Below are 18,654 nucleotides of genomic sequence, written 5' to 3'. Positions count from 1 at the left end.
GCAGGTGGCTAGCGGCTGTTGAGGTAGGTGAGCACAGCCAGCACGCGGCGGTTGTCGTCGTCGGAGGGGGCCAGGCCGAGCTTGGCGAAGATGGAGGCCGTGTGCTTGGCCACGGCGCTCTCGCTGAGGTAGAGCCGCTGGGAGATCCCCGCGTTGGACCGCCCCTCGGCCATGGCCTCCAGCACCTCGCGCTCGCGCGGGGTGAGCGCGGCCAGCGGCTCGTTTCTGGCGTTGCTGGCCAGCAGCTTGGCGATCACTTCGGGGTCCATGACGGTGCCGCCCTCGGCGACCCGGCGTACGGCGTCGATGAACTGCGTGGCGTTGAAGACCCGGTCCTTGAGCAGGTAGCCGATCGCGCCCGAGCCGTCGGCCAGCAACTCGCGGGCGTAGAGCTGCTCCACGTGCTGGGACAGGACCAGGATCGGCAGCCCCGGCACCTGCTCCCTGGCCGCGAGCGCGGCCTGCAGGCCCTCGTCGGTGAACGTGGGTGGCAGCCGCACGTCCACGATCGAGACGTCGGGCCGCAGCTCCAGCAGCCCTTTGAGCAGCTCGGGACCGGACTCCACGGCGGCGACGACCGTGAAGCCGCGGGCCTGCAGCAGGTGGACCAGCCCGTCGCGCAGCAGGTAGAGATCCTCCGCGATGAGCACCCGGCTCAACCGAACCTCCACGGCCTGACCGGCGCCGGCTGCGGCGTCCCGCACCCCACGTTGTAGGTGGCGGGAATGCGGATGGCCATGAAGTGCATGAAGCCCCCAAGCCCGATCATGAAAAGGATCGTCGGCCACTGCAGGAACTCGGGCAGGTGCAGGGCGAGGAACCAGGACTTCTCCTCGTCTCCGGAGATCTTGAGGAGGCCCGCCACGATACCCTGCGGGAACGTCGGGCACCAGGCGGTGGCCCACAGCGCGATGACCGCGAACAGCTTCCAGCGCGGCAGCGAGGGCCCGCTTTTCGACGTGCGCTCCGGCAGCGCCCGGGGCAGGTCCATGGTCACCGTGGTGGGGCCGCCCGGCGGGCTGTTCAGGGCGAGCACCCCGTCGAAGGCGGCCAGCCGCCGCTCGATGCCGGACAGGCCGCTGCCCTTGGCCGGGTCGGCGCCGCCCATGCCGTCGTCGGTGACCGTGACGCGCAGGTCGGCGCCGCTCGTACTGATGTCGACCGTCGCCGTGCGCGCGTCTCCGTGCCGAGCGGCGTTCGAGAGCAGCTCGCTGACCGCGAAGTAGGCCGCCGCCTCCACCGGCGCCTCCAGCCGGCGCGGCAGGTCGACCGTCACGCTGACCTGCATCGCGCTGTCGATCGCCAGCGCGCGGACGGCGTCGGCGAGCCCGCGCTCGGCCAGCACCGGCGGGTGGATGCCGCGGATGACCCTGCGCAGCTCCGTCAGCGTCTCGGACGAGGACTCCCTGGCCTTGACCAACAGCGCCTTGGCCGCGGCGGGATCGTCGTCGACGAGCGCCTCGACCGCGCCGAGCGTCATGCCGATCGCCACCAGCCTGGCCTGCGCGCCGTCGTGCAGGTCGCGCTCGATCCTGCGCATCTCGGCCGCCTGGGAGTCCGCCGCCAGGTTGCGCGTACGCCTGAGGTGGCTCACCTGCCCGGCCAGCCGGCTGGCGGCGGTGGCGCCGAGCAGCCAGTTGCTCCAGATCGCGTAAGCGCGCAGGCCGAGCCCGGGCGCCAGGATGAACGCGGGCATCAGCAGCGGCTTCACCACCGGTTCGAGCAGCAGCCAGAGACCGTCGCGCCAGGTCGCCGGGTCGGTGAGCAGCCACTTCCACCGGTCGTTCCAGGCCGGCACCCGCGGGGTCCGGTAGAGGGTGCGGTCGGAGCGGTACATGCCGTCCGGCTGCGGCACCGGGGGCGGCGGTGCCGGCAGGTACGGGGCCTCGATGGGCACGTCCGTCCACGCCCGCATCCACCGCCTGTTGAGCTCGGCGAACCTCCTGATCAGCCGGACCAGCGGCGGGAAGAGGAAGACCAGGCCCATGGCGAACGACAGGAACATCATGGGCACCGCGACGATGATCGCGGGGACCTCGACGACGAGCAGGGCGAGCAGCGCGGCGACCTGACCGAACCTTCGGAGCATGTATTCAGTCTGCGGCAGGGCCCGCGGCCCAGTCACTGCACCTAGGTACACCCTTGCTGGGCATCTATCGATATTCCAGGATAGATCGTCCTTTTCTAGCATCCATATTGTGAAAATTATCGAAGTCAGGAATCTGCGCAAGCAGTATCCGGACCACCTGGCGGTCGACGACGTGTCGTTCGACGTGGCGGAGGGTGAGATCTTCGGCATCCTCGGGCCGAACGGCGCCGGCAAGACCACCACCGTGGAATGCGTGGCGGGGTTGCGCGTGCCGGACGCCGGCACCGTACGGGTGGCCGGGCTGGACCCGCGAACCGACCGTGACCGCCTGCGTCGCGTGCTCGGCATGCAACTGCAGAGCGCGACGCTGCCCGACAAGATCAAGGTATGGGAGGCCATGGACCTCTTCGCCTCCTACTATCCCGACCCCGCGGACTGGTCCGAACTGCTCGACCGGGTCGGGCTCACCGGCAAGCGCGGCACCTCCTTCATGAAGCTCTCCGGAGGGCAGCGGCAGCGGTTGTCCGTGGCGCTGGCGCTGGTGGGCCGGCCGCGGGTCGCGGTGCTGGACGAGTTGACCACCGGGCTCGACCCGCAGGCCCGCAGGGACACCTGGGAGCTGGTCGAGCAGGTGCGCGACTCGGGCGTGACGATCGTCCTGGTCACCCACTTCATGGAGGAGGCCGAGCGGCTCTGCGACCGGCTGGCCATCATCGACGCCGGCAAGGTGGTCGCCACCGACTCGCCCGCCGGGCTCATCGCGCAGGTGGGCGCGGAGCAGCGGATCTGGTTCCGGCCGTCGGCGCCGGTCACGGACGACGTGCTGCTGGCGCTCCCCGAGGTGCGCGACGTCGGCAGGAACGGCGCCCGGATCGTGGTGAGCGGCTCGGGCAACCTCGTTCCCGCGCTCGTCCTTGCCCTGGCCCGGCACGAGGTCGTGCCCATGGACCTGCGGATCGAGCAGGCCACCCTCGACGACGCGTTCCTCGCCCTGACCGGGAGGCAGTTCTCATGACGAAGATCCTCTACGTAGAGCTCAAGCTGCACCTGCGCCAGTGGCCGGTCTTGATGTTCGCCATCGGGCTGCCGGTCGCGCTGCTGCTCGGGCTCGGCCTCTCCGTGCCGTCCATGACCCGGCTCAACGAGGCGTCCGGGGAGCGGCCGCTGGACACGCAGATGCCGAGCGCGATGGTGCTCCTGGCGCTGCTGACGCTCGGCTGCAGCGTGCTGCCGGCGGTGCTGTCCACGTACCGCGACCAGGGGGTGCTCCGGCGGATGTCCACCACGCCGGTGCATCCGGCGCGGCTGCTGGCCGCGCAGCTCCTGATCTACCTGGGCATCGCGATGGTGACCACGGCGCTGTTGATCGGGACGGGCTCGCTGGTGTTCGGCACGCAGGCGCCGCGGCAGTGGGTGGGGTTCGTGCTGGTGCTCCTCCTCGGCACGGCCGCGTTGCTGGCGATCGGGCTGGTGATCGGCGCGCTGGCGGCCAACGGCAGGGTCGCCCAGGCCGTCGGCTCGGCGGTGATGTTCCCGCTGATGTTCGTCGGAGGGGTGTGGATACCGCGCGAGGCCATGCCGGACGTGCTGGGCGCCATCAGCGACTTCTCCGTCGCCGGGCCGTTCACGCAGGCGCTCAGGGACACCTGGGCGGGGCACGCGCCGCAGCTCCCGCACCTGGCGGTGATGGCCGCCGGGCTGGCGATCTTCGGTGGGCTGGCCGCGCGGTTCTTCCGGTGGGAGTGAGGCTAGCGGCGGGCCCAGACGGGGCGGGCGCCGGTCACGTTGAGCATCAGAGAGTAGAGCGAGGACGTGGCCGTGATGAACATCCGGTTGCGCTTCGGCCCGCCGAACACCAGGTTGGCCACCGACTCGGGCAGCTTGAGCCGGCCGATCAGGGTGCCGTCCGGGTCGTGGCAGAGCACCGCCCGGCCGGCCGCGGCCCACACCCGGCCGGTGTCGTCGAGCCGCAGACCGTCGAAATTGTCCTGGTCGGTGCCCGCGGCGAAGACCTTGCCGCCCGACAGCACGCCGCCCTCGCCCACGTCGAACACGCGCAGGTGCCGCGCCCGCGTGTCAGCGACGTAGAGCCGCCGCTCGTCGAGAGAGAAGGCCAGGCCGTTGGGCCGGACGAAGTCGTCGGCCACGACGCGGACCTCGCCCGTCACCGGGTCGGCGCGATAGACGTGGCAGCCGTCGATCTCCTGCTCGGCGGCGACGCCCTCGTAGTTGCTGAGGATGCCGTAGGGCGGATCGGTGAACCAGACGGAGCCGTCGGAGTGCACGACCGCGTCGTTGGGGCTGTTGAAGCGCTTGCCCTGCCAGCGGTCGGCGATCACCGTGATCGAGCCGTCGTGCTCGGTGCGGGTGACGCGGCGGGCGCCCTGCTCGCAGGTGATCAACCGACCCTGGCCGTCGAGGGTGTTGCCGTTGGAGTAGCCGGACGGCTGACGGAACGGCCCCACCGCGCCGGTCATCTCGTCCCAGCGCAACATGCGCTCGTTGGGGATGTCGCTCCAGACCAGGAAGCGGCCCGCCGGGAAGTAGACCGGGCCCTCGGCCCAGCGGGCGCCGGCGTGCAGGCGCTCGATGTTGTCGTCGCCGCCGATCGCGGCGAACCGCTCGTCGAGCACCTCGAACTCAGTGGGGATCATCTCCGTCATATCGATCACCATACGCCGTTCTGCATGTGGTGCATATGACCGGATAGGATTTGGCTGTGGATGATGTCGACAGGATGCTGATCGGTCTGCTCCAGGAGGACGCGACCCGGCCGTACGCGGACCTGGGCAGGGCGGTGGGGCTGTCCGGCGGGGCGGCGCACGAGCGGGTGCGCAAGCTGCGCGAGCGCGGGGTGATCCGGCGCACCACGATCGAGGTGGACCAGGCGGCGCTCGGGCGCGAGGTGACGGCATACGTGCTGGTCGACGGGGACACGTGGATGGGCGACAGCGGGGACCGGCTGGCGGCGATCCCGGAGGTCGAGGAGGCCCACGTCATCGCGGGGCCCGCGTCGGTGCTGCTCAAGGTCCGTACGGCGGGCACGAGCGAGTTGCAGGACGTGCTGCGCCAGGTGTTCGGCGTGGAGGGCGTGTCGGGCACGAAGACCATCGTGGTGCTGGAGACGTTCTTCGAGCGATTCCTCAAGTAATCTCAAGGTATGACCGTGGTCGCGTGGAACACCAAGGAGCTGACCGTCGGGCAGCTCGCCGAGCGGAGCGGGGTCGCCGTCTCCGCCCTGCACTTCTACGAGGCCAAGGGCCTCATCAAGAGCCGGCGCACGGCCGGCAACCAGCGCCGCTACAGCCGCGACAGCCTGCGCAGGGTCGCCTTCATCCGGCTCTCCCAGCGCATCGGCATCCCGCTGAAGACCATCAAGGAGGCTTTGACCGAGCTGCCGGACGAGCGCACGCCCACCCGGGACGACTGGGCCCGCCTGTCGGGTGCCTGGCGCAGCGAGCTGGACGACCGGATCGAGCAGCTCATGCGGCTGCGCGACGATCTGACCGACTGCATCGGGTGCGGCTGCCTGTCGCTGGAGTCGTGCCCGGTGGCCAACCCGCGCGACCGGCTGGGTGAGGCGGGGCCGGGTGCGCGACGGCTCGACACCCGGCTGTGCCCGACCCGGGAGCCCTGCGCCCCCGCTGCCTCCTGACGGCTACCGTCCTCCCCTGCGCCCCCGCTGCCTGCTTGCGGCTCCCGTCCTCCCCTGGCACCCCCCGTCGTCCGGCGGCTACGCCTTCTCGGGTGCCTTGGTGGGCGGGACGATGAGGGTGGGGCGGTGCGCGTGGTGCAGCACGTGGTTCGACACGCTGCCGAGCAGCACCGACCTGACCCCGGCCAGGCCGCGCGAGCCGGTGACGATCAGCGTGGCGTCGATCTCGTCCGCCACGTCCACGATGGTCTTCCAGATGGACTCGTTGTCGGCCACCGCCCGGAAGGTGACGTCGGAGATCCCCGACGCCAGCGCCAGCTCGGCACCCTCCTTGGCGTGCTGCTCAGCCTGGGAACGCGCCTCATCCTCGGTGTCCGGGGAGATGCCCGCCGCAGCGATCGGATATTTCCTGAACTGCACCAGCAGCGGCTCCCACACCGTGATCACAACGGTGGGTTCGGCCGAAAGATGCTTGGCGGCGAACTCGATCGCGGCGCGCGAGTCGGCCGAGCCGTCATAGGCGACAAGGATGGTCATGGCGTTTCTCCACTTCGGTCAGTCATGCGATAGAGCGCCGACGCGATCACCCGCCATTCCGTACGCCGATGTCTGCTTGGTCACACCCTCGGCGGCAGGGCCGTGATGACGAGCAGCACGCCGCCGGCCCGCCCCGGGTGCGTTCGGTCACCGCGTGTGGTGTTGCATGGAAAGAGCCTCCTGTTGACCCGGTCGAGTGCCGTCACAACGGGGTCGGAGCCGAACTGGCGGTTCTCGGCATGTCGAGGGCGGCTTTCCCGCTCCGACTCCTCCATGAGGGACGCCGCCCGGGCATCTCACGAGCTGAGGAGAAACACGATGAAATTCCTGCTGATCATGCAGATGAACACGGAGGTCTGGGAGGCCCTGACGGAGGAGGAGCGCCAGGAGGTGATGAGCGGCCACGGGGAGTTCATGAAGAGCATCCAGGAGTCAGGCGAGATGATCAGCACCCACGCGCTCGCCGACTCGTCCAACAGCGCGAGCGTACGCGGGACCGGCGGCGCGCCCGCCGTCACGGACGGCCCCTACCTGGAGTCCAAGGAGTACATGGGGGGCTACTACATGGTCGACTGCGAGAGCCGGGAGCGGGCGATCGAGCTGGCCAAGATGATCCCCGACACCCGGGTCGCCGGGATGGGCGTGGAGGTGCGGCCGGTCATGTTCTCGGCCGGACAGGACATGTGAGCGCTCATCCCGTGAGCACACGTACACCCCTCGAGGACCTGCTGCGCGCTCTCGCGCCGCGGGTCCTCGGCCTGCTCGTCCGCCGGCACGGACAGTTCGGCCAGTGCGAGGACGCGGTGCAGGAGGCGCTGCTGGCCGCCGCCGTACAGTGGCCGGAGCAGGGCACGCCGGACGATCCGGCGGCCTGGCTCATCACCGTGGCCGACCGCCGCCTCACCGACCTGTGGCGCAGCGAGGGAGCGCGGCGGCGGCGCGAGGAGACGGCCGCGGCGCGGGTGCCCGCGGACGAGCTCGTGGTCCGCTCGCCCGGCGAGGACGAGGGGGTCCGGCACCACGACGACACGCTGGCGCTGCTGTTCCTGTGCTGCCATCCGGCCGTCTCCCCCGCCTCGCAGCTCGCGCTCACCCTGCGCGCGGTCGGCGGGCTGAGCACCGCGGAGATCGCGCACGCCTTCCTGGTGCCGGAGTCGACCTTGGCCCAGCGCATCAGCCGGGCCAAGCAGGCGATCAGGAGCAGCGGGGCGACGTTCGAACCGCCCGTGGGGCCACAGCGCGCCGAGCGGCTCCGGGTGGTGCTGCACGTGCTGTACCTGATCTTCAACGAGGGCTACACCGCGACCTCCGGGCCCGACCTGCAGCGTACGGACCTCGCGGCCGAGGCGCTGCGGCTGACCCGGCAGGTCCACCGGCTGCTTCCGGACGACGGCGAGGTGGCCGGGCTGCTGGCGCTGATGCTGCTCACCGACGCCCGCCGCCCGGCCCGCACCACCCGGGACGGCGCCATGGTGCCCCTGACCGAGCAGGATCGCGGCCTGTGGGACCGGGCGGCGATCCAGGCGGGCACCGAACTGATCACGCGGACGATGGCCCGCTCGGCGCTGGGGCCGTACCAGTTGCAGGCGGCGATCGCCGCCGTGCACGCCTCAGCGCCCAGCACCGAGAACACGGACTGGCGGGAGATCCTCATCCTGTACAAGATCCTCGACCGGATCGCGCCCAACCCGATGGTGACGCTCAACCGCGCGGTCGCCACCGCCATGGTGCACGGGCCCCGGGCCGGGCTCGACCTGCTGGAGACGCTGGCGGCGGACAAGCGGGTGGCCGGGCACCACCGGGTCGCCGCGGTGCGCGCGCACCTGCTGGAGCGGTCCGGCGAGCACGCCGCGGCCCAGGAGTGCTATCTGGCGGCGGCGCGCCGGACTTACAGCATCCCGGAGCGTCGCTACCTCGAGTCCCGGGCCGCCCGGCTGGGAGGCACCTGAGCCGCTGGCAGGGTCGCCTCAGGGCAGGAGTAAGGGGCGCCCCTGATGTCCGGGGCAGGCCGGTGAGGCCAGCATCTGATCCATGAAGATCGCCCGCTTCGCGGCCGTGGCCGCGCCGCTTCTCATGCTCGCGTACGGAGTCATCAGACTGGCCGGCAGGATGGACGGCGTGTACGGCCCCGGCCTGGACTGGCAGGCCGCCCACCTGGCGAACCTGGCCGGCCTGGTGCTGCTCGTGTTCCTGGTGCTGGGCATCCGCCGCCTCCTTGCCCCCGGCGTGGGCAGGACGGCCGTCGTCGCCGTCACGCTGGTCGGGGCGGCCACGTCGATCGTGCAGTTCGTGGCCGACATCGCCTGGGGGCTGCTCGCGGCCGACAAGGCCGGGATGAGCGAGTTCAGCCGGCATTTCCGCGCGCTGCCCGGCGTGGATCTCGCCTTCTACCAGGTGGGGCCGCAACTGCTGTACGTCGGTGTGATAGCGCTCACCGGGATGCTGGCCTACCGGAGACTGCTGCCCTGGTGGTGCGTGGGCGTGGTGGTCGTGAGCAGCCTGCTGCCGGTGGTCACGCTGGACCTGCTCCCGGTGGCCGGCGCGGGCTACCTGGTGGCCCTGCTGCCGCTGCGGCAGCGGCTCGGCACGCAGGCGCCGGCGCTCGCCACCCAGCGCGCGTGATCCCGGATGGGCGGTGCCCGCCGCCCCACCGGCCGCGCGGCCACCTGACCGGCCGGCAGCACAGCCGGCTCGGGGGGCAGGTGGAACCGCGGCGTGGGAACGGATGTAGGAACTCAAAGTTCCCGGACAGCTGAGGAGCGCTGACCAGGTAAGAGGGTCGTCGTCTCACGACTTGGCCACCGATGTCGTCTCAACTGGACGAGATTTCCCTCAAACCTGGCCGCGATCGCATGCTGAGCAATGAGCATGAAGGGATCCTAGAGACCAGATCGACATGCGTGACAACTACTCGTTGCGTTCGATGTCAGAAGCCGGCATCCCGCCAGCGGCAGTGTCGGCGCTCAGGATGGCGGGGGCTCCGGCCGCCGGCCCGCCGGAGTGGCCAGCTCCGACGGACCATCTGCTCCAGCACACGCTGCGCGTCTTCGGCGGTCATACCAGCGATGACCGCCAGTTCCTCCGCCGGGTAAGGTTCGCCGCCGTGACGCTCGATCACCGCGCGAATGGCCCCGAAGACGACAAGATCGTGAGTCTCGGAGAAGAGCGGGGCTATGCCGAGGCAGTGGCCGAGAGCGAAGCGAGCCCGATCTCAGCGCACGCGTCGTCATGTTCGGGTATGCCTCCACTGACTGCGATCGCACCGACCACGGCATCGCCGCGCCGGATCAGCCGAGAACCCGCGCCCGCAATGATGGGCACGCCTGCTACCTGATCCATCTGGGCGAACAGTGCAGGCCACGCCTGCTGCAAACGCACCAACTCGCTGCCGTCACGATGGAACAGTGCCACGCTGGACGCCTTCGCCGGGGCAATTCGAGCCGACAGCGGCGGGGCGCCGTCCATGCGATCGACAAGCAGCAAGTGCCCGCCGCCGTCGGCAATCGCGACCGTGACTCGCGCACCGAGTCCAGCGGCATGCTCGCGTACGCGGGCACCTACGGCCCGAGCTTCCTCTGAAGTGAGTGACATGGCTCCACCTTTCAAATCTCTTGGGTCAACCAAGCTTGGTTGACCCAAGAATAGCCGTATTCGTGGGGCGAACCAAGAGTTTGGCTAGACTTCCATGCATGGAGCCGGAGGAAACACCCACACGCCTGCGTAGCAAACCGACCTGGCTCATCAGCAAGGCTGCCCGACAAGCACAGCGGTTCATCGGCGAAGCGATGGCCTCCGTCGACGGTCGCGCCTACCACTTCGCGATCCTCGCCGCGCTCGACGAGTTCGGTCCGGATAGCCAGGTGCGGATCGGCCAACGGTGCGGAATCGACCAGAGCGACATGCACGCCATGCTCAAGGAGCTGACTGAGCAAGGCCACGTTGCGCGCACCCCGGACCCCCATGACCGACGCCGCAACCTGATCACCGTGACCCGATCGGGCCGACGACGGCTCAAAGAACTGGACTCGGCACTCTCAACTGTCCAAGACAACCTGCTCAAAGCCTTGTCGGCCGCCGAACGGGACCATCTCGCCGCACTACTCACCCGCGTTCTCGCGTAGAACGACAAAATCGGGTGCGTCAATGTAACCCTTCTGCCGCTTGTCGATCAGTCGCGGACATCCTCGTATAAGAATGATGCGCAATCTGTTCAAGCTGCTTGCTCGCCAGCGAGGACGAGGAACAGTTCGACGGCGTCGTGGTAGGCGAGGGTGATCATCGCCGACAGCGGTTCTGGGCGCTGGGCTTGCTCGTGGCCTTGCTCGTGGAGAGAGTGGATGAACGCCAGCCTCTTCATGGTGGTCGCGCTCAACGCCGCTGCCAGGGTCGCTCTCCAAGCCGTTTTGACCCTCGGTTCTCGGCCGCACTCTACTGATCGCCTGCGACAGTTTTCGACGCGTTTTCGGAGGTCACGGCGAGTTGAGCGGCCTGGCTCGCAGAGCCTCGAGGACGGGAAGGAATACCCACCTCGCGGGCAAGAGAGTAGAGCGCCCCGGCGCTGACACCGAGCTCCGCTGCAATCTCGGCGAATGGTCGGCGGTGGACGAGGTATTGCTGAGCGACCCAGTCCGGATCTGCTGCGATCGGGGGCCGCCCGGCTCTGATCGGGATACCAGCTTCGGTGAGCAGTGCGGAGATGACACGTTTCGGGAAGCCGGAGAACGCGGCGATGATCTTGATCGACTTTCGTTCAGTGATGTAGAGCTGCTGGAGTCGATCTGCGGGCAACGACTCGCGTGCCTGAGCCATGCGCAAGTGAGCGCTCCATGGTGCCTTCGGCGGTAACGGTCCGGCAGGTGCAGGAGACTGCTCCAACACTCGTCTCACATGGTCGACCGTGGTGCCCAGCCGCTCAGCGGCCGCGCTTGTGGTGAGATCTCCGCTTCGGACGAGCGCGTGCAAGAGATCAAGATCCAACACCTTGTCGTCGTCGGCCGGGAGCGCGATCGCCGAAGCAGGCGGCTCCCAGGTCAAGGGCTCGTCAGCGATGCCGGATCTGTGCAGGAACTCGTCACCGTGGTGGCGTAGCTGCTGGAGGAGCTCTGGAGTGAGGTCAAGGACGAAGGTGGCGTAAGCGGCCCTGTCGGGTGCCCCGGCGATGGCGTAGGCGGACGGGGCACTTGCTGGATCGCTGCCGGTGAGGAGGTGGAACAGAAACCGGCGGGCGTGACGGTGACGCTGGGAGATCCCCGGGAGGGTCAGAGCCTCTGCGCAAATGCGTAACCATGCCTCTCGCGGCAGGAGCTGGGAGTAGTCCAGGTGGCGACGGCGGGTGTAGTCGATGGGGCTTAGGTGACTCGGCTTGACGTCTACCACGAGCGGCGCCTCCCCAGCCGTGGGGATGAGCAAGTAGTCCGGGACGTGTCGGCACCAGGCGCCGTCTATCTGCGCCTTGAGCAGGAACGGCTGGGCGACGATCTTCCGTACGCCACGGTCGAAATCGGCATAGATCAGCCGGGCAAGTTCGAGGCGCGACTCGTAGATCACGTGATCATGATTGGTGGCGCACCAGTAGGTTCCCGAGTAGTGCTTCTGCCCGGCATGCCAGCGAAAGCTCCGCCAGGGCGCGACCGCGCTCCATACGTCTGCGGGCATCTCTGCCCAGGCGCAGTCCTCCTCCGTACGCCCGTCTTCCATACGGAGACTGACCAGCGCGCTGTCGACCTCAGCGTCAACCGCCACGACCCTCTCCCCAGCAGACCAAGGATCACGAATCGCACTAAATCGACCACATAGAGTGACCTAATTATGGACCGACCGTACAATCCAGCGACTACTGCGCCAAGAGGGGCGAACGACAAAGCTGATAGCTATGCCGTCTCAGCATGACGGCCAACTGGCCAGACGGTGGCCTTGGCCACTGAGATTTGGCCAAGATCGATGAGAACCTACAACGGAACTTCTAGTGCTGGGCCATGTCCACGAAGCGGCTGTAGTGGCCCTGGAACGCGACCGTCACCGTGGCGGTGGGACCGTTACGGTGCTTGGCCACGATGAGATCGGCCTCACCCGCCCGGGGCGACTCGCGCTCGTAAGCGTCCTCGCGATGGAGCAGGATGACCATGTCGGCATCTTGCTCGATGCTTCCGGATTCGCGCAGGTCGCTCACTTGGGGGCGTTTGTCCGTGCGCTGTTCGGGGCCGCGGTTGAGCTGGGAGATGGCGATGACGGGGACCTCCAGCTCCTTGGCCAGCAGCTTGATCGCACGGGAGATCTCCGAGACCTCGTTCTGGCGGCTCTCGGTCTTCTTCGGCGAGCTCATCAGCTGGAGGTAGTCGATGACCACGAACCTCAGGTCGTTGCGCTGCTTGAGCCGCCGGCACTTGGCCCTGATCTCCATCATGGACATGTTGGGCGAGTCGTCGATGAACAGCGGCGCCTCGGCCACCTCGCTCATCCGCCGGGCCAGGCGGGTCCAGTCGTCGTCGCCCATGAGACCCGAGCGCATGGCGTGCAGCGCCACCCGGGCCTCGGCGGACAGCAGGCGCATGGTGATCTCGTTGCGGGACATCTCCAGGGAGAAGATAACGGTGGTCATGCCATTCTTGATCGCCGCAGAACGGGCGAAATCCAGACCTAGTGTGCTCTTTCCGATGGCCGGGCGGGCGGCGACGACGATCATCTGGCCCGGGTGCAGGCCGTTGGTGAGCTGGTCGAGGTCCTGGAAGCCGGTGGGCACGCCGACCATCTGGCCGCCGCGGCTGCCGATGGCCTCCAACTCGTCGAGGGCGCCCGGCATGATGTCGGCCAGCGGCGCGTAGTCCTCCGAGGTGCGGCGCTCGGTGACCTTGTAGATCTCCGCCTGGGCGCGGTCCACGAGGTCGTCGACCTCTTCGTTCTGGCCGCCGTAACCGAAGGAGACGATGCGGGTGCCGGCCTCGATGAGGCGGCGGAGGATGGCCTGCTCCCGGACGATCTTGGCGTAGTAGCCGGCGTTGGCGGCCGTGGGGACGACGGCCGTGAGGGTGTGCAGGTAAGCGGCACCGCCCACCCTGGCCATCTCGCCGCGCTTCTGCAACTCGTCGAAGACGGTGACCGCGTCGGCGGGCTCGCCCCGGCCGTAGAGATCGGTGATGATGTCGTAGATCATCTGGTGGGCCGGGCGGTAGAAGTCGTCGGAACGCAGGATCTCCACGACGTCGGCGATCGCGTCCTTGGACAGGAGCATGCCGCCGAGCACGGACTGCTCCGCCTCGATGTTGTTGGGAGGGGTGCGCTCGAAACCCGGGCCGCCACCGGCCTCGTCGTCAATGCTCACCGCGCCCCCTCGAACAACCTCGCAGGCGGTCGCACCACCCCCACTTGTAGCCGACCGGTCTGACAGTTTCGCGGAGTCCGGGGCAGTCGGCAACGCAGCCTGTGGACAACGCTGTGGTCAAGCTGTGCACAGCCGCGCCCAGGGTGTGAAAGGCCTGTGGACGGGGCTGGGGATAACTCTCGCGGATATCCACCGAACCGTCACTGACCTGGTCGAACAGTATCCACCGACTGTGGAGGAAAGAAAGTTGTGCCGACACGCCGAGTAATGGCCATAATAGGCAAATGCCCATTACACCCCGAGACCGGGAGATCCTGCGCCTGGCCGTGCCGGCCTTCGGAGCCCTGGTCGCCGAGCCGCTCTTCCTACTGGCCGACTACGCCATCGTGGGGCACGGGCTGGGCACCACGGCGGTGGGCGCGCTGGGCGTGGCGGGCACGATCCTCACAACTCTGATGAACCTGTGTGTCTTCCTCGCCTACGGCACCACCGCCTCCGTGGCCCGGCTGACCGGCGCGGGTAACCACGCACGGGCCATGCGCAGCGGCGTGGACGGGATCTGGCTGGCGCTGGGCATCGGCGCGGCGCTGATCGTCGTGGGCTGGCCGCTGGCCCCGGCCGTGGTGGAGCTGTTCGGGGCGAGTGCGGGCCAGAGCGCGCAGGCCGTCACCTACCTGCGGATCAGCCTGTTCGGCGCGCCGGGGATGCTGGTCGTGCTGGCCGGCACGGGGGTGCTGCGCGGACTGCAGGACACGGTCACGCCGCTGGTGGTCGCGGTGGGGTCGTTCGCGCTGAACGCGGCGCTCAACGCCTGGTTCGTGCTGGGGCTGGAATGGGGCATCGCCGGGTCCGCTTGGGGCACCGTGCTGGCCCAGACGCTGGGGGCCGCCGTCTATCTCGTCGTGGTGGCCAGGGGCGCGCTGCGGCTGGGGACGCCGCTCGCGCCCGATCTGGCCGGGATCAGGCAGGCGGGTACGGCCGGGATCGCGCTGCTCATCCGTACCTTGTGCCTGCGGATCGTGCTGCTGGCCGCCACCGCGTTCGCCACCAGGATGGGTGAGGGGCAACTGGCCGCGTACGCCATCGCCACGCAGGTGTGGACGCTGCTCGCCTTCGCGCTGGACGCCATCGCCATCGCCGGGCAGGCCATCACCGGGCGCTCGCTCGGAGCGGGAGACACGGCGGCGACCAAGGACGCCACCAAACGCATGGTGCAGTGGGGAGTCTGGTCGGGGGTCGTGCTCGGCGTGCTGGTCGTGGCCGCGCGGCCGGTGCTGCCCGGGCTGTTCGACGCCGACCCCGAGGTCACCGGGCTGCTGCTGGACGTGTTGTGGCCGGTGGCGTTGTTCCAGCCGGTGTGCGGGGTGGTGTTCGTGCTCGACGGGGTGCTGATCGGCGCGGGCGACCAGCGCTACCTGGCCTGGGCCGGGGTGTGGACGACGCTGGCGTACCTGCCGGCCGCCGTGCTCGCCGCCGGCTACGGGGTGGTCGCGCTCTGGTGCGCGCTCGGGGTGTGGATGATCGCCCGGCTGATCACCCTCGTCCGCCGGGCCGCCGGCACCGCCTGGCTGGTTACCGGGGCGTAAATACGGACCGTTACCTGCTACGGGCCGTGACCCAGCGTGAGATGCTCCCTGGCCACCTGCGGTAATCACCGAAGGCGTGAATCCCTCGCTCCGCGACGGCGACCACCGTAATCGTCTCGTGCTTGCTGTTGTCCAGGTGGTGGGACATTGTGAGCGAGTTCCCTGAGCGGGGTGTTCCTTGACCACGATTCTGCGACGACTGCCGCCATCCGAGGCGACCGGGCTGCGGACCGGCGCCCGCCACAGCCTGGCCGAGCTCTACCGCCCACGTGACCTGGTCGTGCTCGGGCTGGGTGTGATGATCGGCGCGGGCATCTTCTCCATCGCCGGCCAGCAGGCCGCCAACACCGCCGGTCCCGGCGTGCTCCTGTCGTTCATGATCGCGGGCATCGCCAGCCTGCTCGCCTGCCTGTGCTACGCCGAGCTGTCCTCCACGATGCCGACCTCCGGCAGCGCCTACACCTTCACGTACGTCATCTTCGGCGAGGTCTGGGCCTGGATCATCGGCTGGGCCCTGATCCTGGAGCTGCAGCTCGCCGCCGCGGTGGTGGCCCGGGCCTGGGGCGGGCTCACGGTCAGGGCGATCTCCAACTTCGGCGTCGAGTTGCCGCACGAGGCGCTGGTCGAGGACCTGCTCGTGTTCGGGGTCCTGGTGGTGCTCACCGGCATCGTGGCGCTGAGCGCGCGGGTCGGGCTGCGCGCCCTGTGGATCATGGTGTCGGCCAAGCTGCTGGCCATCGGCGCGGTCATCGTGGTGGGCCTGCCGCACATCGACGTGGCCAACTTCGGCGATTTCTTCGTTCCGCCCAAGACGTTGCCGTCGGATCCGGCGACCGTGCTGGAGGTGTTCGTCGGGCAGAGCCAGGCGTTCGGCTGGTTCGGGATCTTCGCGGCGGCCTCGGCCATCGCGTTCGCCTACATCGGGTTCGACGTCGTGGCCACCTCCGCCGAGGAGACCGTCAACGCGCCCAGGGCCATGCCCAGGGGCATGATCCGCAGCCTGGTGATCGCCACGGTCATCTACCTCGCGGTGGCGCTGGTCATGGTGGGCATGGTCTCCTACACGAAGATCTCGGGAGACACTCCCCTGTCGAGCGCCTTCCGGGTGATCGGCGTGGACTGGATGGTGCACGTCATCGACGTGGGCGCGGTGCTCGGGCTGACAACCGTGGTCCTGGTGCTGATCGTGGGGCAGACGCGGGTGCTGTTCTCGATGGCACGCGACGGTCTCATCCCGCGTGGGCTCGCCTCGGTCAGCCGCCGCTATCACACGCCCACCCGGGTGACGCTGGTGATCGGGTTCGTCGCGATCATGCTGTCCGAGTTCGTGCCGGTGCTCACGCTGCAGGAGCTCGTGGTGATCGGGGCGCTGTTCGCGTTCGCGTTCGTGGCGGCCGGGGTGATCGTGATGCGGCGGCGCATGCCGTACCTGGAGCGGGGGTTCCGCGTTCCGCTGTCGCCGCTGCTGCCGGCGCTCTCGCTGGTGGCCACACTCTGGCTGATGGTCAACCTGCGGGTGGTGACCTGGGCGTGGTTCGCCCTGTGGATGGCCTTCGGTCTGGTCGTCTATCTCCTGTACGGCCGCCGCCACAGCTTGCTGGCCCACCCCCACCCCCGTTCCGCTCCCGAACCGGCCCGCGGCCGGCACCGCCGCTAGAACCGGCCGGATTCGAGCACGCTACGCAGGAACTCCCTGGTCCTGGGGTGCTCGGGCGCGGTGAAGAGCTGCTCGGCCGGGCCCTTCTCAAGGAGTACGCCGCCGTCCAGGAAGCACACCGTGTCCGAAATATCGCGACAGAAGCCCATCTCATGGGTCGTGAGGATCATCGTCATGCCCGACTCCTTGAGCTCCCTGATGATCCCCAGCACCTCCACCACCAACTGCGGGTCGAGCGCCGAGGTGACCTCGTCGAGCAGCATCAGCCTGGGCTGGGTGGCCAGCGCCCGGATGATCGCCACCCGCTGCTGCTGCCCGCCCGAGAGCTGGTCGGGATAGGCCCGCGCCTTGTCCGCCAGCCCGAACCTGGCCAGCAGCCCGTGCGCCTGCTCCTCTGCCTGTGCCCTGCCCACCCCGTGCACCTGGCGGGGCGCCAGCGTGATGTTGTCCAGCACGGTCATGTGCGGGAACAGGTTGAACGCCTGGAACACGATGCCCAGCCGCTTGCGTACGTGGTCCACGTTGACACGCGGGTCGGTGATCTCCTCGCCGTCGAGGAAGATCGCGCCGTCGTCCACCGTCTCCAGCAGGTTCAGGCAGCGCAGCAGCGTGGACTTGCCCGAGCCCGAGGCACCGATCAGGCTCACCACCTCGTGCGGGCTCACCTCCAGATCGATGCCGCGCAACACGCTGTGACCGTGGAACTCCTTCCACACCCCGTCAACCGTCAGCACACTCATACGCCCTCCTCCGCCGACCGCATGAGCGTGGCCGGACTGAGTCCAACGGGTCGCTCATACGCCCCCACCGTCAGCCGCATGAGTGTCGCCCGACCGTGTCCAATGGGTCGCTCGCTCATGCGTCCCCCGTCGGCCACGTGCGCGTGGCCCGACCGTGTCCCGGTGAGTGGCTCGCTCATGCTCCGCGTCTCCTGCGCGTGCGGGCGGCCAGGTGGTCGGTGAGCCTGGCCATGGGGATGGTGAGCAGGATGAACAGCAGCGCCGAGGCCAGGTAGGGCGTGTAGTTGAACGTGCTGGCGGCGTGGATCTGGGCCTGCCTGAGCGTGTCCAGGGGCCCGATGGTGGCGACCAGCGCGGTGTCCTTCTGCAGGGAGACGAAGTCGTTCAGCAGCGGCGGCACGACCCGGCGGGTGGCCTGCGGCAGCACCACGAACCGCATGGTCCTGCCGTGGCTCAGCCCGAGCGAGCGGGCCGCGGCCACCTGGCTCGGGTGAATGGACTCGATGCCCGAGCGGAACACCTCGGCCACGTACGCGCCGTAGGACAGCGTCAGCGCGATGATGCCCAGCGTCGCCAGGTCCGACGGGATGCCCTGCAACCTGAGCGCGGGCAGTCCGAACCCGATCAGGTAGATGACCAGGATCGTCGGCACGCCACGGAAGATGTCGGTGTAGAGCGTGGCCAGCGCCCGGATCGGGAAGAACGCGGGCGTCCTGATCCCCCTGGCCAGCGCCACCAGCAGACCGACGATCAGGATCAGCGGCTCGGCGATCAGGAAGATCTTGATGTTGAGCAGGAACCCGCTCAGCACGTCCGGCAGCGCCGCGACGAACTGCTCGGCGTTGAAGAACGTCTCCCGCACCCGCGGCCAGCCCGGCGAGCTGGTGAGAAGCCAGCCGACCAGCACGATGAAGACGACCGTCGAAGCGGTGGCGATCGAGGTCGAGCGCCGGGCATGCGACCTGCGGACCTTCTCGCGCCGCAACTGCCGCTCGGACTTGACCCGCCCGCCCGCGTCCTGGTGCCCGGATCCGATGTGCTCGCTCATCACGGGGTGGCCTGCCGGTCGAGG

General features: G+C 68.9%; 20 protein-coding genes. 11 read left to right on the top strand and 9 right to left on the bottom strand.

From position 1 onward, the window contains the following. Window positions 1-8 precede the first annotated feature (8 nt). Together ABGB18_RS30675 and ABGB18_RS30670 are read right to left on the bottom strand one after the other, a co-directional pair. A complete protein-coding gene (locus tag ABGB18_RS30675; RefSeq protein ID WP_347699106.1) occupies window positions 9-659 on the bottom strand; it encodes a response regulator transcription factor in 651 nt (216 codons plus the stop codon). Further along, on the bottom strand, window positions 656-2,089 hold the full coding sequence (locus ABGB18_RS30670; protein WP_347699105.1) for a histidine kinase: 1,434 nt from the start codon (window positions 2,087-2,089) through the stop codon (window positions 656-658). Before ABGB18_RS30670 ends, ABGB18_RS30675 begins: the two co-directional genes overlap by 4 nt. Before the next feature lie 109 nt (window positions 2,090-2,198). On the opposite strand from ABGB18_RS30670, the gene ABGB18_RS30665 reads away from it, so the two are divergent. Further along, window positions 2,199-3,104 (top strand): ABC transporter ATP-binding protein, encoded by a 906-nt coding sequence (locus ABGB18_RS30665; RefSeq protein WP_347699104.1) that lies wholly within the window; start codon window positions 2,199-2,201, stop codon window positions 3,102-3,104. Then, window positions 3,101-3,835 (top strand): ABC transporter permease, encoded by a 735-nt coding sequence (locus ABGB18_RS30660; protein WP_347699103.1) that lies wholly within the window; start codon window positions 3,101-3,103, stop codon window positions 3,833-3,835. Before ABGB18_RS30665 ends, ABGB18_RS30660 begins: the two co-directional genes overlap by 4 nt. Window positions 3,836-3,837: 2 nt before the next feature. Here the strand turns inward: ABGB18_RS30660 and ABGB18_RS30655 are convergent, their stop codons facing one another. Continuing rightward, window positions 3,838-4,752 carry an SMP-30/gluconolactonase/LRE family protein gene (locus ABGB18_RS30655; RefSeq protein ID WP_347699102.1) on the bottom strand — a complete coding sequence of 305 codons (915 nt, stop codon included), beginning with the start codon at window positions 4,750-4,752 and terminating at the stop codon, window positions 3,838-3,840. Between the two features lie 56 nt (window positions 4,753-4,808). Here ABGB18_RS30655 and ABGB18_RS30650 point away from each other — a divergent pair, with 56 nt between their 5' ends. Together ABGB18_RS30650 and soxR are read left to right on the top strand one after the other, a co-directional pair. Beyond that, entirely contained in the window at window positions 4,809-5,240 is a 432-nt protein-coding gene (locus tag ABGB18_RS30650; RefSeq protein ID WP_347699101.1) for an Lrp/AsnC family transcriptional regulator, read from the top strand. A gap of 9 nt (window positions 5,241-5,249) precedes the next feature. After that, window positions 5,250-5,744, top strand: a complete 495-nt coding sequence (soxR, locus tag ABGB18_RS30645; RefSeq protein WP_347699100.1) for a redox-sensitive transcriptional activator SoxR — start codon at window positions 5,250-5,252, stop codon at window positions 5,742-5,744. A gap of 78 nt (window positions 5,745-5,822) precedes the next feature. Here soxR and ABGB18_RS30640 read toward each other — a convergent pair whose 3' ends face one another. After that, the gene (locus ABGB18_RS30640) at window positions 5,823-6,281 is read right to left on the bottom strand and encodes a universal stress protein (RefSeq protein ID WP_347699099.1); all 459 of its coding nucleotides are present in this window, start codon (window positions 6,279-6,281) and stop codon (window positions 5,823-5,825) included. 318 nt (window positions 6,282-6,599) lie between these two features. On the opposite strand from ABGB18_RS30640, the gene ABGB18_RS30635 reads away from it, so the two are divergent. The 5 genes from ABGB18_RS30635 to ABGB18_RS30615 all read left to right on the top strand — a co-directional run bounded on the left by ABGB18_RS30635 (window position 6,600) and on the right by ABGB18_RS30615 (window position 10,402). Continuing rightward, window positions 6,600-6,968: a YciI family protein gene (locus ABGB18_RS30635; RefSeq protein WP_347699098.1), complete on the top strand. Its 369-nt coding sequence runs from the start codon at window positions 6,600-6,602 to the stop codon at window positions 6,966-6,968. Window positions 6,969-6,979: 11 nt separating this feature from the next. Next, window positions 6,980-8,230, top strand: a complete 1,251-nt coding sequence (locus ABGB18_RS30630) for a DUF6596 domain-containing protein (RefSeq protein ID WP_347699097.1) — start codon at window positions 6,980-6,982, stop codon at window positions 8,228-8,230. A gap of 82 nt (window positions 8,231-8,312) precedes the next feature. Continuing rightward, window positions 8,313-8,903 carry a hypothetical protein gene (locus ABGB18_RS30625; protein WP_347699096.1) on the top strand — a complete coding sequence of 197 codons (591 nt, stop codon included), beginning with the start codon at window positions 8,313-8,315 and terminating at the stop codon, window positions 8,901-8,903. 274 nt (window positions 8,904-9,177) lie between these two features. After that, window positions 9,178-9,615 carry a hypothetical protein gene (locus ABGB18_RS30620; RefSeq protein WP_347699095.1) on the top strand — a complete coding sequence of 146 codons (438 nt, stop codon included), beginning with the start codon at window positions 9,178-9,180 and terminating at the stop codon, window positions 9,613-9,615. Between the two features lie 355 nt (window positions 9,616-9,970). Then, window positions 9,971-10,402, top strand: coding sequence for a MarR family winged helix-turn-helix transcriptional regulator (locus tag ABGB18_RS30615; RefSeq protein WP_347699094.1), 432 nt, complete (start codon window positions 9,971-9,973; stop codon window positions 10,400-10,402). Window positions 10,403-10,491: 89 nt separating this feature from the next. Here ABGB18_RS30615 and ABGB18_RS30610 read toward each other — a convergent pair whose 3' ends face one another. From ABGB18_RS30610 to dnaB, 3 genes are all read right to left on the bottom strand, one after another. After that, window positions 10,492-10,653, bottom strand: coding sequence for a hypothetical protein (locus tag ABGB18_RS30610; protein ID WP_347699093.1), 162 nt, complete (start codon window positions 10,651-10,653; stop codon window positions 10,492-10,494). Between the two features lie 56 nt (window positions 10,654-10,709). Further along, window positions 10,710-12,023, bottom strand: coding sequence for a TnsA-like heteromeric transposase endonuclease subunit (locus tag ABGB18_RS30605; RefSeq protein ID WP_347699092.1), 1,314 nt, complete (start codon window positions 12,021-12,023; stop codon window positions 10,710-10,712). Between the two features lie 220 nt (window positions 12,024-12,243). After that, window positions 12,244-13,599 (bottom strand): replicative DNA helicase, encoded by a 1,356-nt coding sequence (gene dnaB, locus ABGB18_RS30600; RefSeq protein WP_347699091.1) that lies wholly within the window; start codon window positions 13,597-13,599, stop codon window positions 12,244-12,246. A 284-nt stretch (window positions 13,600-13,883) separates the two neighbouring features. On the opposite strand from dnaB, the gene ABGB18_RS30595 reads away from it, so the two are divergent. Further along, window positions 13,884-15,185 carry an MATE family efflux transporter gene (locus ABGB18_RS30595; RefSeq protein ID WP_347699090.1) on the top strand — a complete coding sequence of 434 codons (1,302 nt, stop codon included), beginning with the start codon at window positions 13,884-13,886 and terminating at the stop codon, window positions 15,183-15,185. A 178-nt stretch (window positions 15,186-15,363) separates the two neighbouring features. Further along, the gene (locus tag ABGB18_RS30590; protein WP_347699089.1) at window positions 15,364-16,842 is read left to right on the top strand and encodes an amino acid permease; all 1,479 of its coding nucleotides are present in this window, start codon (window positions 15,364-15,366) and stop codon (window positions 16,840-16,842) included. On the opposite strand, the gene ABGB18_RS30585 is transcribed toward ABGB18_RS30590, so the two are convergent. Next, the gene (locus ABGB18_RS30585) at window positions 16,839-17,582 is read right to left on the bottom strand and encodes an amino acid ABC transporter ATP-binding protein (protein WP_347699088.1); all 744 of its coding nucleotides are present in this window, start codon (window positions 17,580-17,582) and stop codon (window positions 16,839-16,841) included. The genes ABGB18_RS30590 and ABGB18_RS30585 overlap by 4 nt on opposite strands. Window positions 17,583-17,757: 175 nt before the next feature. Next, complete coding sequence (locus tag ABGB18_RS30580) at window positions 17,758-18,630, bottom strand: amino acid ABC transporter permease (protein ID WP_347699087.1); 873 nt, start codon at window positions 18,628-18,630, stop codon at window positions 17,758-17,760. Window positions 18,631-18,654: the final 24 nt, after the last annotated feature.

It is taken from the genome of Nonomuraea sp. B12E4 (genome assembly GCF_039871825.1).
Classification (GTDB): domain Bacteria; phylum Actinomycetota; class Actinomycetes; order Streptosporangiales; family Streptosporangiaceae; genus Nonomuraea.
The sequence above is the reverse complement of the archived record's forward strand: the minus strand, read 5'-3'. Positions and strand labels throughout refer to the sequence as shown.

Bases quoted from the DNA above. Each gene is read 5' to 3' on its own strand.
- ABGB18_RS30670 (WP_347699105.1), bottom strand. From the start codon at position 2,089: ATGCTCCGAAGGTTCGGTCAGGTCGCCGCGCTGCTCGCCCTGCTCGTC.
- ABGB18_RS30660 (WP_347699103.1), top strand. From the start codon at position 3,101: ATGACGAAGATCCTCTACGTAGAGCTCAAGCTGCACCTGCGCCAGTGG.
- ABGB18_RS30655 (WP_347699102.1), bottom strand. From the start codon at position 4,752: ATGACGGAGATGATCCCCACTGAGTTCGAGGTGCTCGACGAGCGGTTC.
- soxR (WP_347699100.1), top strand. From the start codon at position 5,250: ATGACCGTGGTCGCGTGGAACACCAAGGAGCTGACCGTCGGGCAGCTC.
- ABGB18_RS30640 (WP_347699099.1), bottom strand. From the start codon at position 6,281: ATGACCATCCTTGTCGCCTATGACGGCTCGGCCGACTCGCGCGCCGCG.
- ABGB18_RS30635 (WP_347699098.1), top strand. From the start codon at position 6,600: ATGAAATTCCTGCTGATCATGCAGATGAACACGGAGGTCTGGGAGGCC.
- ABGB18_RS30625 (WP_347699096.1), top strand. From the start codon at position 8,313: ATGAAGATCGCCCGCTTCGCGGCCGTGGCCGCGCCGCTTCTCATGCTC.
- ABGB18_RS30620 (WP_347699095.1), top strand. From the start codon at position 9,178: ATGCGTGACAACTACTCGTTGCGTTCGATGTCAGAAGCCGGCATCCCG.
- ABGB18_RS30615 (WP_347699094.1), top strand. From the start codon at position 9,971: ATGGAGCCGGAGGAAACACCCACACGCCTGCGTAGCAAACCGACCTGG.
- ABGB18_RS30595 (WP_347699090.1), top strand. From the start codon at position 13,884: ATGCCCATTACACCCCGAGACCGGGAGATCCTGCGCCTGGCCGTGCCG.
- ABGB18_RS30585 (WP_347699088.1), bottom strand. From the start codon at position 17,582: ATGAGTGTGCTGACGGTTGACGGGGTGTGGAAGGAGTTCCACGGTCAC.
- ABGB18_RS30580 (WP_347699087.1), bottom strand. From the start codon at position 18,630: ATGAGCGAGCACATCGGATCCGGGCACCAGGACGCGGGCGGGCGGGTC.